This window comes from Jiangella rhizosphaerae, from assembly GCF_003579925.1.
Taxonomy (GTDB): Bacteria; Actinomycetota; Actinomycetes; order Jiangellales; family Jiangellaceae; genus Jiangella; species Jiangella rhizosphaerae.
Window position 1 is genome coordinate 1 of record NZ_QUAL01000046.1, and the last position, 16,276, is coordinate 16,276.

Sequence of the window (16,276 nt, forward strand, 5' to 3'; positions counted from 1 at the left end):
GACGGCACGACCCGGTTCCTCGCGACCGGCCCTGACGGCACCCCGTCGGACACGGGCGCGGCCGGGGCCGCCGCGGTGTCCGACGGGGCCGCGCACCGGCGGCCACCGAAGCGGCGCCGCGGCCTGGCCACCCTGGGCATCCTGGTGCTGGCGCTCGCCGCGGGCGGTGCGGGCGGCGTGGTGGCCGAGGCCATCGACGACGACGGCGAGGGCGGCGGCGGCACGGTCACCGTCATCGGGGCCGACCCGGCCGGGCTGGTCGAACGGCCGCCGGAGTCCATCGCCGGCGTGGCCGCGAGCGTCCTGCCCAGCGTCGTGTCGGTCAGCGTGGCCGACGCCGGCGGGTCGGGCTTCGTCATCTCCGAGGACGGCTACGTCATCACGAACAACCACGTCATCGCGTCGGCCGGCGACGACGGCATCGAGCTGGCGTTCACCGACGGCCGCCGGCTCGAGGCCGAGCTCGTCGGCACCAGCCCCAGCTACGACATCGCCGTCCTGCGCGTCGACGCCGACGACCTCCAGCCGGTCGTCTTCGGCGACTCCGACTCCGTGGCCGTCGGCGACCCCGTCGTCGCCATCGGCAGCCCACTCGGCCTCGACGCCACCGTCACCAGCGGCATCGTGTCGGCGCTGGAGCGGCCGGTCACCGCCGGCGGCGAGGACGACCAGTCCTACATCAACGCGCTGCAGACCGACGCCGCCATCAACCCGGGCAACTCCGGTGGCCCGCTGGTCGACTCGTCCGGCCGGGTCATCGGCGTCAACTCCGCCATCGCCAGCCTCGGCATGGGCCAGCAGGCCGGCTCCATCGGGCTCGGCTTCGCCATCCCCATCGAGCAGGTGCAGCGGACGGCGCAGCAGCTGATCGCCGACGGCGAGGCCGTCTATCCGGTCATGGGCGTGCTGCTCGACAACGGCTTCGTCGGCGTCGGCGCGCGGGTGGCCGAGGACGGCGACAACGGCCCCGGCGTCACGCCGGGCGGCCCGGCCGACGAGGTCGGCATCGAGTCCGGCGACGTCGTCGTCGCGATCAACGGCGAGGACGTCCGCACCCCGGCCGAGCTGATCGTCCGGCTGCGGGCCCACGAGCCCGGCGAGGACATCACGGTCGTCGTCGACCGCGACGGCGAGGAGCTGGAGTTCACGCTCACCCTGGGCTCGGCAGTCGGTTGACGCGCCACGTACTCTTGCGGGGACGGATGCACGTACGTAACGGACGTGGGGGTCGACGGTGTTCGACATAGGTATCGGCGAGGTGTTCGTGCTGCTCGTCGTCGCCCTCCTGGTCTTCGGCCCCGACCGGCTGCCCGAGATGGCGCGCCAAGCCGCCGGATTCGTCCGCGACCTGCGTGCGATGGTCGCCAACGCCCGCAAGGACCTGTCCGGCAGCGTCGGCGACCTCGGCATCGACAAAGAGGACCTGAAGACCCTCTCCGACCTCCGCAACCCGAAGTCGTTCGTGCGGCAGAAGGTCCTCGACGGCATCGACCTCGGCCTCGACGACGACGACGCCTCCCCGGCCCGGCGCACCAACGGCAGCCACTCGCCGGCCCGCCCGACCACCGCCCGGTCGGCCGCCTCCGCGGCCACGGGTGCCGACCGCGTGGGCGAGACGGTCGACGTCCCGCCGCCGTCCGCCGACGTGCCGCCCGCCCCCGAGGAAGACGTTCCCCCGCCGCCGATGGAGGACACCCCCGCCGCGCCCGCCCCGGCGCCCGCCGCTGAGTCCGCGCCGCCGTCCTCGCCGGCCGACGAGCCCGCAACCGGCCCGGCGTCCGAGTCCGTGACCGCCGACTCGGCCCGTTCGCCGCGCTTCGACCCCGACGCCACTTGATCCTGGGTTCGCCGGGGCTCCCCGTCCCCCTGCTGCCCCATTCTCTTGCCGCGAACGCGCGCGTCAAGCGGACTATGGGGCGCTTCGCGCGGCGATGACCGCTTGACTCGCCCGTTCGCGGCCAAGAACGGGCAGCTATCAGGGGGACGGGGAGAATGTGGGCACGCCTCACGCTTGGCATGCCCGTTTCGTCCTGCTTTGTCTGGCGGCGATGCGCGATGATCATCCAGGATCGCCTACATCACGAGGATTACGTGAGCTTCAACATGACTGTAGGGGTGTTGACGCTGGGGTAATCCTCGTGATGGCCCGCGAATCACGGCGAAATCTCACCAGGTGGACGCTCCACGACACCAACGCCACACGCAAACGCGGCCAACGCCCCGGTCTCGTCGCCGCTCTTCCCCCGTCCCCCTGATAGCTGCCCGTTCTTAGCCGCGTGCGCGCGGGTCAAGCGGTCCGCATCGGCGCGAAGCGCCTCTCTCGGTCCGCTTGAGGCGCGCGCACGCGGCAAAGATCATCGGGCAGCAGGGGGACGGGCCAACGCGGCAGCCCGACCAACGCGGCAAGAACCTCATCGGTCGCGCCAACCCAGTCGATCAACGTCTCCAGGTCACGGCACGGTTACAGCTGTCGACAGCAAAGTGATTAGGTGATCTAATCTCTTCAACGCAACGACGTCGAAGGGGACGGGACTGTGACTGCCGGAGAAGCGAACCGCCGCACGCTGGCCGATGAGCTGGCCGCCGGCGTCGTCGCGTTGATCCGGGAGCGCAACCTCGAGGCGGGCGCCCAGATGGACACCGTCCGGGCGATGGCGGAGCGGTTCGCCGTCGCGGTCCCCACCATGCGTGAGGCGTTGCGCCGGCTCGAGGCCATGGGCGTGGTCGTCCTGCGGCACGGGTCCGGGGTGTACGTGGGCGAGAACGTGCGCCGCTCGGTGCTGCCGAACCCGCACGGGCCGCTGCTCACCAGCGAGAGCCTGGTCGACCTGTTGCTGGCGCGGAGCACCATCGAACCGCCCATCGCGGCCATGGGTGCCACGGTCCGCGACCCGGACGGCGTCGAGCGGATCACCGAGACGCTGCATGAGGCCGAGCGCTGCCTCATCGAGCGCAACGAACGACTGTGGGTCGTCAACCTCGACTTTCACCGGGCCGTCGCGCAGGCGTCCGGCAACACCGTCCTGGCCGAGGTGGTCGACTCGATCGTGCTGGTGCACGCGCAGGAGCAGCGCGAGATCCTGCGGCTGCACGGGGACGAGGGCGAGGACTTCGAGGAGCACCGGCGCATCGCCCGGGCGGTGCTCGACGGCGACGCGGACGAGGCGTACCGCGCGAGCAAGGAACACCTCGACAACGTCATCGCCGCCATTCGCAGCAGGAGACCCGATTCCGGGCGGTGACCACCGGTCCCCATTCCTGCCGGTCACGGCCAGCTGCGGCCGGTGACACCTACCTGAATGCTGAGAGGTGAGTTCACGTGAGATTGCGTCACACTGGGGTGGCGGCTCTGGCGGCGTCGACGCTGGTCCTGGCCGCGTGCGGGGGCGACGACGACGGCGACACCGGGGGCTCCGCGGGCTCCGGGACGATCAACTTCTATACCGACAAGGGTGCCTGGGAGCCGCAGTTCCTGCAGGTCTCGGATGTGTCCGAGGGCAGCATCGGGCTCGGGCTGGACTTCACCGGCTACTCCGACGCCGAGCAGTACTCGGCGTTCATCCGGCAGTCGTTCCGCACCGACGAGAAGCCCGACCTCTTCACCTGGCACACCGGCAGTGAGCTGGAGGACCTCGTCGCCGAGGATCTGCTGGCGCCGACGACGGACATCTGGCAGACGGCCATCGACGACGGCGACGTCCCGGAGGCGTTGCGCGAGCACTTCACCGTCGACGGCGAGCAGTACTGCGTCCCGATGAACGCCGCCTACTGGGTCATGTACTACAACAAGGCGGTCTTCGACCAGTACGGCCTCACCGAGCCGACGAGCTGGGCCGAGCTGATGACCATCGCCGACACGCTGAAGGCCAACGGCGTCACCCCGTTCTACGAGACCAACATCCTGTTCTCGTTCGTCTGGTTCCAGACGCTGCTGGCCGGCACCGACCCGGACCTGTACAACGCGCTCTCCAGCGGCGAGGCCAGCTACACCGACGAGGGCGTCGTCGCGGTCATGGAGCAGTGGCGCGACATGCTCGAGGCCGGCTACTTCGGCGACCCGGGCGACCAGACCGCGCCGCAGGACCAGCTGAAGTCGGGCACCGTCGCGATGATCAACTTCGGCACCTTCCTCAGCGGCCAGCTCAACAGCGTCGACATGGTGTCAGGCACCGACTACGACTTCTTCGTCATCCCGAACGTCAACCCGGACCTCCCGCAGACGTCGCTGATCTTCGAGACCGGTCCCATGTGCACCGCGAAGGACGCCGCGAACGAGGAGTCGGCGCTGGAGTACGCGCAGTGGTGGATGACGGAGGAGGCGCAGACGGCGTGGTCCAACGCCCGCGGCGACGTCTCCTTCAACCCCAAGGCGCAGGTGAACGACGAGCAGCTGGCCGCGCTCAACGAGCAGGCCGGCGCCGACGACCACCTGCTGCTGGAGCGCTACTTCGAGGCGACGCCGACGCCGGTGCTCACCGCGGCGCTGGACGGCTTCAGCGCGTTCGTCACGAACCCGGGCGACCCGATGCCGATCCTGGAGACCATCCAGGCCGAGGCCGACGCCTACTGGAGCAGCCAGGGCTGACCCTGCGCGAGCGTGTGAGGGAGTTGACTGATGTCGGGGCTGGCGGTTGCCGCGCCTGAACGGACGACGACGCCGGGGCCGGTGCGTCGTCGGGGGTCCTACCGATGGTCCGCGCGGGGGTTCGGCCTGCCGGCGCTCCTCGTCGTGGCGGTGCTGCTGTACCTGCCGTTCCTCTGGACGACGTGGATCAGCTTCACCGAGTACAACGGCCTCGGGTCGCCGTCGTGGGTGGGTCTGGACAACTACCGGGCCATGTTCGACGACCCGAACTTCCTCACCTCGCTGCGCAACACCCTGATCTGGGTCGTCGGCAGCATCACGGTCCCGGTCGGGCTGGGCCTGCTGATCGCGACGCTGTCGTACGGGATGCGGTTCGGGAGCTGGCTGCGGCTGCCGTTCCTCATCCCGTACGCGATCTCCGGCGTCGCGGTCGGCGTGGTCTGGCGGTTCGTGCTGCAGAACGGCGGCGGGCTCAGCCAGGCGCTGGACGCGCTCGGGCTGCCGGGCGCCGACAGCCGCTGGCTGAGCGATGCGCCGCTGAACACCATCGTGATGATCGGCGCCGCCGCCTGGCAGCAGAGCGGGGTGAACGCGCTGCTGTTCGTCATCGGGCTGCAGTCGATCCCGCGTGAGCCGATCGAGGCGGCCCGGCTGGACGGCGCGTCCGGCTGGCGGATGTTCCGGCACATGCACTGGCCCATGCTGCGGCCGCTGACCACCGTCGTGGTCGGGTTGTCGCTGGTGGCGAGCCTGAAGACGTTCGACATCGTGTGGGTCATGACGAAGGGCGGGCCGGGCCGCAACGCCGAGACGCTCGCGGTGACGATGTACGAGGAGACGTTCGTGAACAGCGCGTACGGCGCCGGCTCGGCCGTCGCGGTGTTCCTCAGCGTCGTGACCTTCCTGGCGGCGATCACGTACCTGCGCCGGCAGCTGTCGCCCGAGAGGACGGTGTGACGCCGATGGCCGCGCGCATCCTCCGGCCCACGGTCCTGGTGGTGCTCGGCCTCATCTGGCTGGCGCCGATCTACCTGCTGCTGGTCAACGCCAGCAAGGACCCCGCCCGGTACGCCGCCGACCAGGTGTGGCGGCCCGTGAGCGACTTCGCCCTGTTCGACAACATGCGCCAGGCGTGGGAGATCGGCGGCCTGGGCGACGCCGTCACCAGCACTCTGCTCTACAGCGTCATCGCGCCCGCGCTGGCCGTGCTGATCGGCGCGGCCCTCGGCTTCGGCATCGTCGCGCTGCGCCTGAAGCACGGGTTCTTCTGGTTCGTGCTGGTCTTCGGCGGCACCGTCTTCCCGCTGCAGATGATCCTGATGCCGCTGTTCGTCGGCTACGTCGAGGCCGGCATCTACGACAGCCGGCTGGGCATGGTCGCCATCTACACCGCCGTCACCGTGCCGTTCGCGGCGCTCGTCATGCGCAACTTCCTCGGCGGCATCGCGCACCAGGTGTTCGAGGCCGCGGTCATGGACGGCGCCACCACCTGGCGGATCTTCTGGCGCATCTACTTGCCGATGTCGACGAGCGCCCTGGTGGCGGTGTTCATCCTGCAGGCCACGTTCGTCTGGAACGACCTCCTGCTGGGCCTGGCGCTCAGCCAGTCCGACGAGGTCCGGCCGCTGATGACCGCGGCAGCCGCTCTCCAGGACACCTATGGCGGGCTGCAGCTGACGGCGGTGCTGGCCGGCGGCCTGCTGGTGTCGCTGCCGACCGTGGTCCTGTTCCTGTCCACGCAGCGGATCTTCAGCCGGGGCCTCAACCTCGGCCAGTTCTAGGAGGTACGGGATGAGAGTGGCCGTGGTGACCGGCGGCGGCGCCGGCATCGGCCGGGCGGTGGTGGAGCGGCTGGCCGGCGACGGTGAGCTGGTGGTCGCGCTGGACCGCGACACTTCCGCGCTCGACCAGCTGGCCGGCGACGCCGCGGACCGCGGCTGGCAGGTGCGGACCCGGCCGCTCGACGTGGCCGACGCCGCCGCCGTCGAGCGGTGTGCCGCCGAGCTCACCGACGAGTACGGGAGCATCGACACCCTCGTCTGCGCCGCGGGCATCCAGCGCTACGGCACCGTCGAAGAGACCAGCATGGAGCTGTTCGACGAGGTCATCGGCGTCAACCTGCGCGGCGTCTTCGCCGTTTGCCACTTCCTGATGCCGCTGCTGCGGGCCGAGGGCGGCGGCGCCGTCGTGGTCGTGGCGTCGGTGCAGTCGTACCAGTCGCAGACCCGCGTCGCGGCGTACGCGGCGTCGAAGGGCGCGCTGGTGGCGCTGGTCCGGTCGATGGCGCTGGACCACGCGCCCGACGGCGTGCGCGTCAACGCCGTCCTGCCCGGCTCGGTCGACACCCCGATGCTGCGTTGGGCCGCCGGCCTGCACGCCGACGGCCGCCCGGCCGACGACGTCGTCGCCGAGTGGGGCCGCTCGCACCCGCTGGGCCGGGTGGCGCGGCCGTCCGAGGTGGCCGACGCCGTCGCCTACCTGGCCGGTCCGCAGGCCAGCTTCGTCACCGGCACCGACCTGGTGGTCGACGGCGGCCTGCGCGCGGGCCTGCCCGTCGTCCTGCCCGAGTCCGCGAAGGAGAACTGAGCACGTGAAGATCGTCGACGTGCGCGCCACGACCGTGACGGTTCCGCTGCAGGCGCCGCTGCGGCACAGCAACGGCGCGCACTGGGGCCGGTTCGTCCGCACCATCGTCGAGGTCGAGGCCGACAACGGCCTGGTCGGCCTGGGCGAGATGGGCGGCGGCGGACAGAGCGCCGAGGACGCCGTCCGCGGGCTGCGCGACTACCTGGTCGGCCACGACCCCGCCCGCACCGAGACCCTGCGGTTCATGCTGGCCAACCCGACCGCCAGCCTCTACAACAACCGCACGCAGCTGCTGGCGGCGATCGAGTTCGCCTGTCTGGACCTTCAGGGCAAGCACCTCGGCGTGCCCGTGCACGAGCTGCTCGGCGGCAAGGTCCGCGACCACGTCGCGTTCGCCAGCTACCTCTTCTTCCGCTACCCGGCCGCCGACGGCAGCGGCGAGGTGCGCACGCCGGAGCAGCTGGTCGCGCACGCCCGCGAGCTCAAGGAGGCGCACGGCTTCACCGTGCACAAGCTCAAGGGCGGCGTGTTCCCGCCCGACTACGAGCTGGACTGCTACCGCGCGCTGGCCGAGGCGTTCCCCGGCGACTCACTGCGCCACGACCCCAACGGCGCGTGGTCGCCGGAGGAGGCGGTCCGGTTCGCCGCCGGCATCGAGGGCCTGCGCAACGACTACCTCGAGGACCCGACGTGGGGCATGAACGGCCTGCGCCGGGTGCGCGAGCGCACCGGCATCCCGATCGCCACCAACACCGTCGTGGTGAACTTCGAGCAGCTGGCGGCGAACGTCCGCGACCCCGCCGTCGACGTCGTCCTGCTCGACACCACGTTCTGGGGCGGCATCCGCCCGTGCCTGAAGGCGGCGGGGGTGTGCGAGACGTTCCAGCTGGGCGTCGCGGTGCACTCGTCCGGCGAGCTGGGCATCCAGCTGGCCACGATGCTGCACCTGGGCGCCGTCGTGCCGAACCTGTCGTTCGCCGCCGACGCCCACTACCACCACCTGACCGGCGACGTCATCGCCGGCGGGCCGTTCCGGTACCACGACGGCGGCATCGACGTGCCGGACGGGCCCGGGCTGGGCGTCGAGCTGGACCGCGACAAGCTCGCCGAGTACGCCGAGCTCTACCGCGAGCTGGGCGGCTACCCGTACGACCGCGACCCCGGCCGGCCCGGCTGGTACCCGTTGCTGCCCAACTCCGACTGGGCCGACCCGGCGACGGCCGGCCCCGTGGACCTCGAAGGACGCTGACCGATGCGGCTCATCCCCACCGTCGAGGACTTCACCTCCGACCCCGTCGTGCAGCGCTACGACGACATGCTCAACCCGCCCGGCCTGACCAACTTCCTCGGCGCGGTGCAGGTCGACCACGACATCACCGCCGTGCGGAGCGTCAACTTCGCGCCGGTCTCGCACGGCGACACCGTGACCGGTGCCCTGTGGGTCGACGGCCGGCTGTTCCGCTCCTTCGGCGAGCCGGTGACGATCCGGTGGCGGCCCGACCGCGTCGACCGGTCCGCCCGCCTGGGCGACCTCCTCATCGAGTCGACGACGGTGACCCCGCCGGGCGTCGACGGCGTCGTCGTCGACGTCGCCGTCACGAACACCTCCGGCGTCGAGCGGATGGTCCGGCTGGGCCTGTCGGTCGCGTCGACGGTCACGCAAGCCGGGCCGTGGCGCGTGCCGGAGCCGCCGTCGGAGCCGAACACGCTCGCTCCCGTGCCGGGCCGCGCGGCACTGCTGGGTCGGGCGACGGCCACCGCCGCGGTGAGCGTGCAGGGCCTCGACGCCGACGGCGCCCGGGTCCGCGACCGGTCGCTGGAGGTCGACGTCTCGCTGGCGCCCGGCGAGCGGTACCGGTTCGGGTACGTGCACGTGGTGGGCACCGACGCCGATGGCGCACTGGCCGCGTACGACGCCGTCGTCGCGGACGTGCCCGGGCAGGTGGCCGCCGCCCGAACGCTGTGGGACGACACCCTCCGGGCCGCGTTCACGCCCGGGAACGACCAGTTCAGCGGGCACGTGCCGACGCTGGAGACGTCGAACGACGCCTTGCGCCGGCTGTACTGGTGGGGCGTGCTGGGCGTCATCTGGTTCCGCCGCGACAGCCCGGCCAGCCACCTCGGCCGGGTCTACGACACGCTGATGCCGCGATACTGGCAGACCACGACGTTCATCTGGGACTTCAGTCTCAGCTCGATGATCCACGCGCTGCTCGACCCGGTGCCGATGCGCCGGCAGATCGAGCACTGGATCGCTCTCGACATCCACCGGCACTTCGGCACCGAGTGGCAGACCGGCGGCCCGGCGGGCTACTGGTACTCCGTCAACGACTACGCGATGATCCGGCTGGTCCGCGACTACGTCCGCTGGAACGGCGAGCCCGGCTTCCTCGACGTCGAGCTGACCGCGCACGACGGGCCGGCGAAGGCGGTGGCCCAGCACGTCGCCGACTGGGCCACCGCGTGGGAGGGCTTCCGCACGTCGCACGCCCTGGCCGACTACGGCGGCATCGACAACCTGCTCGAGTGCGTCAGCTCCTACGTGCACGAGGTGGCCAGCCTCAACGCCGCCAACGTGTGGTGCATGCGAGCCGCCGCCGACATCGCGGCGCTGCGCGACGAGGGCGGGCTGGCCGACGACCTGCGGAAGAAGGCCGACGCGCTGGTGCCACACGTGGGCGAGCTCTACGTCGAGGGCCAGGGGTTCTGGCACGCGCGGCAGCCCGACGGGCGGCTGCTGCCGGTGCGGCACTGCTACGACTTCACCACCGTCGGCATGACCATCGCCGCCGACCTCCCCGAGCGGCGGCGCGAGGAGATGGTCGAGTTCTTCGTCCGCGAGCTGCAGACGCCGTCGTGGATGCGGGCGCTGTCGCCCTATGACGACGACGCCGCGTTCAGCGTCCGCCCCGACCACCAGTGGAACGGCGCCTACCCCGCCTGGCCGGCCGACGCCGCGCGGTCGCTGATCGAGCTGGGCCGGCCCGACGTCGCCGCCGCCTGGCTGCCCGGCCTCGCCCGCACCGCCAACCAGGGGCCGCCCGGACAGGCCCACTTCGTCGAGGAGGCCGCCGAGCCGCTGAACGGCGGCGCGGTGAAGTCGCCGCCGCAGTTCCCGTACCTCATCGACTGGTCGTGCTCGTCGGCCGGCGCGTGGTCCGCGCTGGTGGTCGAGGGGTTCTTCGGCGTCCGGCCGGACGTGGACGGGTCGCTGACGGTGACGTCGCGGCTGGATTCCGTCGACCCGGGAGCGCGGCTGCGGAACCTGCGCGTGGGCGGCCGGCTGGTCGACGTCTCCGCCGAGGGTGTCACGGCGTCGGCGTAGGCCTCTGCAGTGACTTTCCCGTCCCCCTGGCGTGGGCCGTCCCCCTGCTGCCCGATTGTCTTGGCCGCGGGCGCGCGCCTCAAGTCCGCGCGCGTCGTGGTCGGGCTTCGCTGTGGTCGGGGCGCTTGGACTTGACCCGCGCGCCCGCGGCTCAGAACGGGCAGCTATCAGGGGGACGGGGGAGTGTGGCGACGTCTCCCGCGGCGTTGGCCCCGTTACGGTGTGGCGTTGGTGTCGTGGAGCGTCCACTTGGTGAGATTTCGCCGTGATTCGCGAGCCATCACGAGGATTGCCCCAGCGTCAACACCCTTACAGGCATGTTGATGCTCGCGGAATCCTCGTGATGTAGGCGATCGTTGATGATCATCGCTGCCCACAGTCCGACAAAGCACGCGAAACGGGCACGCCCAACGCCGAGGCGTGCCCACATCCTCCCCGTCCCCCTGATAGCTGCCCGTTCTTGGCCGCGGACGGGTGAGTCAAGCGGTCATCGTCGCGCGAAGCGCCAATAGTCCGCTTGACGCGCCCGTTCGCGGCAAGAGAATGGGGCAGCAGGGGGACGGGGAGCCCCGGCGGCGTCACGGACTCACAGGACACGCACAGCTCCGGCGTGGGCTGGGCACAGGATCGCCGCCGAAGGTCGGGAGGACGTGCACCACCCGGTGCGCGGTTCACCCACCACGGGGAGGTTCGATGTCCACGACAGACACCCGCGACCGGCTGCGGCGCTGGCGCACGCCGATCGTGTCGGCAGCCGTCGCCGGCGGACTGCTGCTCGGCGGGTACGGGATCGCGGCGGCCGCCGACGACGGCACGTCCACGCCGGACAGCAGCGAGTCGACGGCGCCGGAGTCCACGACGCCCGAGTCGCAGACGCCCGACCGGGCCCGCCCGGGCGAGCCCGGCCAGGGCGAAGGGCACCGCGGTCCCGGCGGCGCCGGCTGCGACGAGGAGCAGCAGTCTGAGGACGGCACGACCGAGGACGGCACCACGGGGCCGTCGGCCACGGAGTCGTCCGCCACGACCTGACGCCGGCACCGCACCACCGAGCCGCCGCCCGCCACGGGCGGCGGCTCGCGGCGTCTCACAGGGACTTCACAGGCTCGTCTCAGCAAGCCCTCAACCGCGGCCCGTAGACCTGACCCATGACCGACACACTGCCGCCGCGGGTCCTGGTGGTCGACGACGAGCCGAACCTCGCCGAGCTGCTGACCTCCGTGCTGCGCTACGAGGGCTGGACCACCGCGACGGCGGCGACCGGTCAGGACGCCGTCCGCGCCGCGATCGAGCAGCCGCCGGACGCCGTCGTGCTCGACGTCATGCTCCCGGATCTCGACGGCATCGAGGTGCTGCGGCGGATCCGGGCCCAGCGTCCGGACGTCCCGGTGCTCTTCCTCACCGCGCGCGACGCCGTCGAGGACCGTGTCGCCGGGCTCACCGCGGGCGGCGACGACTACGTGACCAAGCCGTTCAGCCTGGAGGAACTGGTCGCGCGGCTGCGCGGGCTGCTGCGCCGGGCCGGCGCGACGCGGGCCCGCCAGGACGCCGTCCTCACCGTCGGCGACCTGGTCATGGACGAGGACGCGCACGAGGTCGAGCGGGCCGGCGACCCGGTCCGGCTCACCGCGACCGAGTTCGAGCTGCTCCGCTTCCTGATGCGCAATCCGCGCCGGGTGCTGTCGAAGGCGCAGATCCTGGACCGCGTCTGGCAGTACGACTTCGGCGGCCAGGAGAACATCGTCGAGCTCTACGTCTCGTACCTGCGGCGCAAGATCGACAAGGGCCGCGAGCCGATGATCCACACCGTCCGCGGCGTCGGCTACCTGCTCAAGCCCGCGAGCGGGCCGTGAGGCACCCACTGCGCCGCCGCCTCGTCTGGACCGTCGTGGCGCTGGTGCTGGCGGTGACCGCGACGCTCGCGGTCGTCTCGGCGCTGGCGCTGCGCTCGACGCTGTACGACCAGCTGGACATGCAGCTGCTGGCGGCCGCGGACCGGGCCAAGGACGCGGCCGGACCGGGTCCCGGCCACGGGTCCGGCGAGCCGCCCGGTGGGTCGCACGTCCCGCCCGGCCAGGCCGCCGGCACCGTCGGCGTGTACTACGACGACGGACGCGTCGTCGAGGCGGGCTACGTCGACGACTCCGGCGAGTTCCAGGCCCTCGACGACGCCCAGCTGGCGGCGCTGACGGCGCTGCCGTGCGACGGCGAGATCCGCGGCGTGGACCTGCCGGACCTCGGCCGCTTCCACGCCGTGTGCGCACCGGCCGGCGCGGACCCCGTCGTGACGGCGCTCAGCACGGCGGACGTGGCGGGCACCCTGCGCTCGTACATCGGCCTGGAGGTCGGGCTGGCCGTCGCCGGCGTGGCGGTCGCCGCCGGCGCGGCGACGGTGCTGGTCCGGCGGGCCCTGCGGCCACTGGACCGGGTCGCGGCCGCCGCGCGCCAGGTCACGGAGCTCCCGCTGGATCGTGGCGAGGTGGACACGATCCCGCGGGTGCCGCCCGCCCTCGCGGCCGACGGGACCGAGGTCGGCCGCGTGGGCGCGGCGTTCAACCGCATGATCGGGCACGTCGAGTCGGCGCTGTCGGCGCGGCACGAGTCCGAGCAGCAGGTCCGCCGGTTCGTCGCCGACGCCAGCCACGAGCTGCGCACGCCGCTGGCGTCGATCCGCGGCTACGCCGAGCTGGTGCGCCGCTCGCCGGACGCCGTGCCACCGTCGGCGACGCACGCGATCGGCCGGGTCGAGGCGGAGGCCGGCCGGATGACGGGGCTGGTCGACGACCTGCTGCTGCTCGCCCGCCTCGACGCCGGACGGCCGCTGGAGCGCGCTCCGGTCGACCTCACCGGCCTGGTCGTCGACGCCGTCGCCGACGCGCACGCCGCCGGGCCGGACCACGTCTGGCGGCTCGACCTCGGATCGTCGCCGGCTCCGCTGCTGGTCGAGGGGGACGAGGCCCGGCTGCGGCAGGTGCTGGCGAACCTGCTGGGCAACGCCCGGGTGCACACGCCGCCGGGCACGACGGTGTGGACGTCGGGCCGGCTCGACGGCGGCGACGTGGTGGTCGAGGTGTGCGACGACGGCCCCGGCGTGCCCGTCGAGCTGCGGCGCGTGCTGTTCCAGCGGTTCAGCCGGGCCGACACCGCCCGGAACCGCGCCGGCGGCTCGACCGGCCTCGGGCTGGCCATCGCCGACGCCATCGTGCAGGCGCACCGCGGGTCCGTGGCCGTGGCCAGCCGCACCGCGGCCGAGGGCACGAGCGGCACCACGTTCACCGTCCGGCTGCCCGCTCGCACAGCGGACGCTCAGCCGGCTCAGGGTAACCGCCCAGCCGCGGCTGCCACCGTCGAACCGTACCTGGGAGCCTGACGGGGTGCTGGCACCCCGGCGGGTCGCCTGCTGGCACCCTGCCCGTGGCCGCCGCCGGTCCGTAGCGTCCTCGGTGAGGAGAGGGGGCGCTCATGCGAGCGACATACCGCGTGCTGAGTGGGCTGGTCGCGTTGGCGGTGGTCTTCCAGGCCGCCGTCGTGGCGTTCGGGGGGTTCGGGGCGATCAAGGAGATCGAGGACGGCGGCGTCCTCACGGCCGACTCCGACTTCCCGAACGCGGGCCCGATGCTGCACGCCATCGGCGGGACGATGGTGATCCCGCTGCTGGTCCTGGTGCTGCTGATCGTGTCGTTCTTCGCCAAGGTGCGCGGCGGCGTGAAGTGGGCCGCGCTGCTGGTGCTGGCGGTGGCGGTGCAGATCACGCTGGGTTTCGCGGGCTTCGAGCTGCCGGCGCTGGGGCTGCTGCACGCGACCAACGCGTTCGTGATCCTGACGCTGGCGCTGCTGGGCGTGCGGGCCGCGAGGACGGTCACGCCGGCGGCGTCGGACGAGACCACCGGCGATGCCGCCCGGGTCTGAGCGCCGGCTGCGACGCAACAACCGGCTGATCGTCGGCACGCTGGCGGCGCTCGCGGTGCTGGTGACGGCCGGGCTGGTGTGGACGTCGAGCCGGCTGCCGGACACGTACTCCGTCATGGGGATGGGGCACGCGGAGTTCGGCGGCGGGCCGGCCGACCCGGTGCACGGCGGTCATGCCGGCCACGGCTGGGACGGGCCGCCGCGCCAGCTGGGCGACCGCGACGTCACCGGGCTGACCGGTCCGCGGGACCGGCCTCCGGACGTCGCCGTCGAGCTGGTCGCGGCCCGCGACGGCGACCGGTACACGCTGAACGGCACGACGCCCGGCCCGGAGCTGCGCGTCCGGCAGGGCGATCTCGTCGAGGTGACCCTGGTCAACGAGTCGGTCCCGGACGGCGTCACGCTGCACTGGCACGGCGTGGACGTGCCGAACGCCGAGGACGGTGTGGCCGGGGTGACCCAGGACGCCGTCGCCACCGGCGGCTCGCACACCTACCGGTTCGTCGCCGAGGACGCCGGCACCTACTGGTACCACTCGCACCAGGTGTCGCACGCCCAGGTGCGCGGTGGCCTGTTCGGGACGCTCGTGGTCACGCCGCCCGCGGGGGAGGCGGCGGACCACGACGTCGTGGCGGCGATGCACACCTACGGTGACGGGCCGACGGTGAACGGACGGGACGGGCTGCGCGTCGACGCGGCGCCGGGCGAGGCGGTGCGGCTCCGGCTGGTCAACACCGACAACGAGGTCAAACGGGCGTGGACGGCGGACGCGCCGGTGCGGGTGCTGGCGGTCGACGGGCGCGCCGTGCACGAGCCGGTGCCGGTGACCGACGCCGCCGTGACGCTGCCCGCCGGCGGCCGGGTGGACCTCGGCTTCACGGTCCCGGCGGCCGGGACGGCGGTGCGCGTGGAGCTCGGCGGGGTCGCCGTCGTCACCGGGCCGGCCGGTGCGCCGGATCCGCCGGAGAGCGAGCCGCCGGCCGAGACCGTCGACCTGTTGCATTACGGGACGCCGGCGCCGCTCGGCTTCGACCCGGACGACGCCGACCGCACCTTCGAGTACCGGATCGGCCGCCGGTTCGGGCTGGTCGACGGGCGGCCCGGGATGTACTGGACGATCAACGGCGGCATGGTCCCCGACGTCCCGATGTTCGTGGTGAGCGACGGCGACGTGGTGCGCATGCGGATCGAGAACTCCGGCGCCGACAACCACCCGATGCACCTGCACGGACACCACGCCGTCGTGCTCAGCCGTGACGGCGAGCCGGCCACCGGCAGCCCCTGGGTCGTCGACTCGCTCGACGTCGGCCGGGACGAGACGTACGAGATCGCGTTCGTGGCCGACAACCCGGGGATCTGGCTGGACCACTGCCACGACCTGTCGCACGCGACCGCCGGGCTGGTCGCGCACCTCGTCTACTCCGGCGTGTACACGCCGTTCCGGATCGGCGGCCCCGGCGCGAACGAGCCGGAATGATCAGTCGTTGCAGCGGTCCAGCAGCACGTAGTCGCCGGCGCCGGTGACGGTCACCGTCCCGGCGCCGGCGCCGCTCAGCACCACCCGCCGCGTCGGAACGCCGCCGATCGTCGCGGAGGCGTCGCTGTCCGGCGCCGGTACCTGGGCGAACGACTCGGACCCCAGGTGCCCGGCCCACGCGTCGACGGCGTCGTCGGTGCCCTGTTCCTCGGCCGCGCGGACGACGGCGACGAATCCGCCGGTGGTGCAGGACGACATGATCGGCGGCGCGAGCAGCTCGTAGCCGTCGAGCAGCCGGTGCTCCTCGCCGGACGGCGCGAACGGCGCGCCGATCGGGTCGCCGGGCCCGGGCCGGCCGTCCGGGACCGGCGGCGGCGTGACCGGCGACTCGCCGGCC

The 16,276-nt window shown here is 72.6% G+C and carries 14 protein-coding genes and 1 pseudogene; 14 read left to right on the forward strand and 1 reads right to left on the reverse strand.

Translation table 11 applies throughout. The features are described 5' to 3' along the window. From DY240_RS05675 to DY240_RS05740, 14 genes are all read left to right on the forward strand, one after another. Positions 1-1,176, forward strand: a 1,176-nt coding sequence (locus DY240_RS05675) for a S1C family serine protease (protein ID WP_119658989.1), incomplete at its 5' end; no start/stop codon positions are given. A gap of 58 nt (positions 1,177-1,234) precedes the next feature. Further along, on the forward strand, positions 1,235-1,837 hold the full coding sequence (locus DY240_RS32720; protein ID WP_199700881.1) for a twin-arginine translocase TatA/TatE family subunit: 603 nt from the start codon (positions 1,235-1,237) through the stop codon (positions 1,835-1,837). A gap of 697 nt (positions 1,838-2,534) precedes the next feature. Further along, positions 2,535-3,242: a FadR/GntR family transcriptional regulator gene (locus DY240_RS05685; protein ID WP_119658990.1), complete on the forward strand. Its 708-nt coding sequence runs from the start codon at positions 2,535-2,537 to the stop codon at positions 3,240-3,242. A gap of 77 nt (positions 3,243-3,319) precedes the next feature. Beyond that, positions 3,320-4,585, forward strand: coding sequence for an ABC transporter substrate-binding protein (locus DY240_RS05690; RefSeq protein ID WP_119658991.1), 1,266 nt, complete (start codon positions 3,320-3,322; stop codon positions 4,583-4,585). A 30-nt stretch (positions 4,586-4,615) separates the two neighbouring features. Beyond that, a complete protein-coding gene (locus DY240_RS05695; RefSeq protein ID WP_119658992.1) occupies positions 4,616-5,542 on the forward strand; it encodes a carbohydrate ABC transporter permease in 927 nt (308 codons plus the stop codon). A gap of 5 nt (positions 5,543-5,547) precedes the next feature. Further along, positions 5,548-6,366, forward strand: coding sequence for a carbohydrate ABC transporter permease (locus tag DY240_RS05700; protein ID WP_119659001.1), 819 nt, complete (start codon positions 5,548-5,550; stop codon positions 6,364-6,366). Positions 6,367-6,376: 10 nt separating this feature from the next. Continuing rightward, positions 6,377-7,171, forward strand: coding sequence for an SDR family NAD(P)-dependent oxidoreductase (locus DY240_RS05705; RefSeq protein WP_119658993.1), 795 nt, complete (start codon positions 6,377-6,379; stop codon positions 7,169-7,171). A gap of 4 nt (positions 7,172-7,175) precedes the next feature. After that, positions 7,176-8,420: an enolase C-terminal domain-like protein gene (locus tag DY240_RS05710; RefSeq protein WP_119658994.1), complete on the forward strand. Its 1,245-nt coding sequence runs from the start codon at positions 7,176-7,178 to the stop codon at positions 8,418-8,420. Positions 8,421-8,423: 3 nt separating this feature from the next. Further along, the gene (locus DY240_RS05715; RefSeq protein ID WP_119658995.1) at positions 8,424-10,496 is read left to right on the forward strand and encodes a glucosidase family protein; all 2,073 of its coding nucleotides are present in this window, start codon (positions 8,424-8,426) and stop codon (positions 10,494-10,496) included. A gap of 693 nt (positions 10,497-11,189) precedes the next feature. Next, entirely contained in the window at positions 11,190-11,525 is a 336-nt protein-coding gene (locus tag DY240_RS05720) for a hypothetical protein (RefSeq protein WP_119658996.1), read from the forward strand. Positions 11,526-11,641: 116 nt separating this feature from the next. Then, the gene (locus tag DY240_RS05725) at positions 11,642-12,346 is read left to right on the forward strand and encodes a response regulator transcription factor (RefSeq protein ID WP_119658997.1); all 705 of its coding nucleotides are present in this window, start codon (positions 11,642-11,644) and stop codon (positions 12,344-12,346) included. Beyond that, on the forward strand, positions 12,343-13,863 hold the full coding sequence (locus tag DY240_RS05730) for a sensor histidine kinase (RefSeq protein WP_119658998.1): 1,521 nt from the start codon (positions 12,343-12,345) through the stop codon (positions 13,861-13,863). The genes DY240_RS05725 and DY240_RS05730 overlap by 4 nt, the downstream gene beginning before the upstream one ends. Before the next feature lie 92 nt (positions 13,864-13,955). Then, positions 13,956-14,402, forward strand: a complete 447-nt coding sequence (locus DY240_RS05735) for a hypothetical protein (protein WP_147375205.1) — start codon at positions 13,956-13,958, stop codon at positions 14,400-14,402. Then, positions 14,386-15,879, forward strand: coding sequence for a multicopper oxidase family protein (locus DY240_RS05740; RefSeq protein WP_119659000.1), 1,494 nt, complete (start codon positions 14,386-14,388; stop codon positions 15,877-15,879). Before DY240_RS05735 ends, DY240_RS05740 begins: the two co-directional genes overlap by 17 nt. Here the strand turns inward: DY240_RS05740 and DY240_RS31690 are convergent. Beyond that, a pseudogene (locus tag DY240_RS31690) lies at positions 15,880-16,276 on the reverse strand (hypothetical protein); the annotation flags it as partial.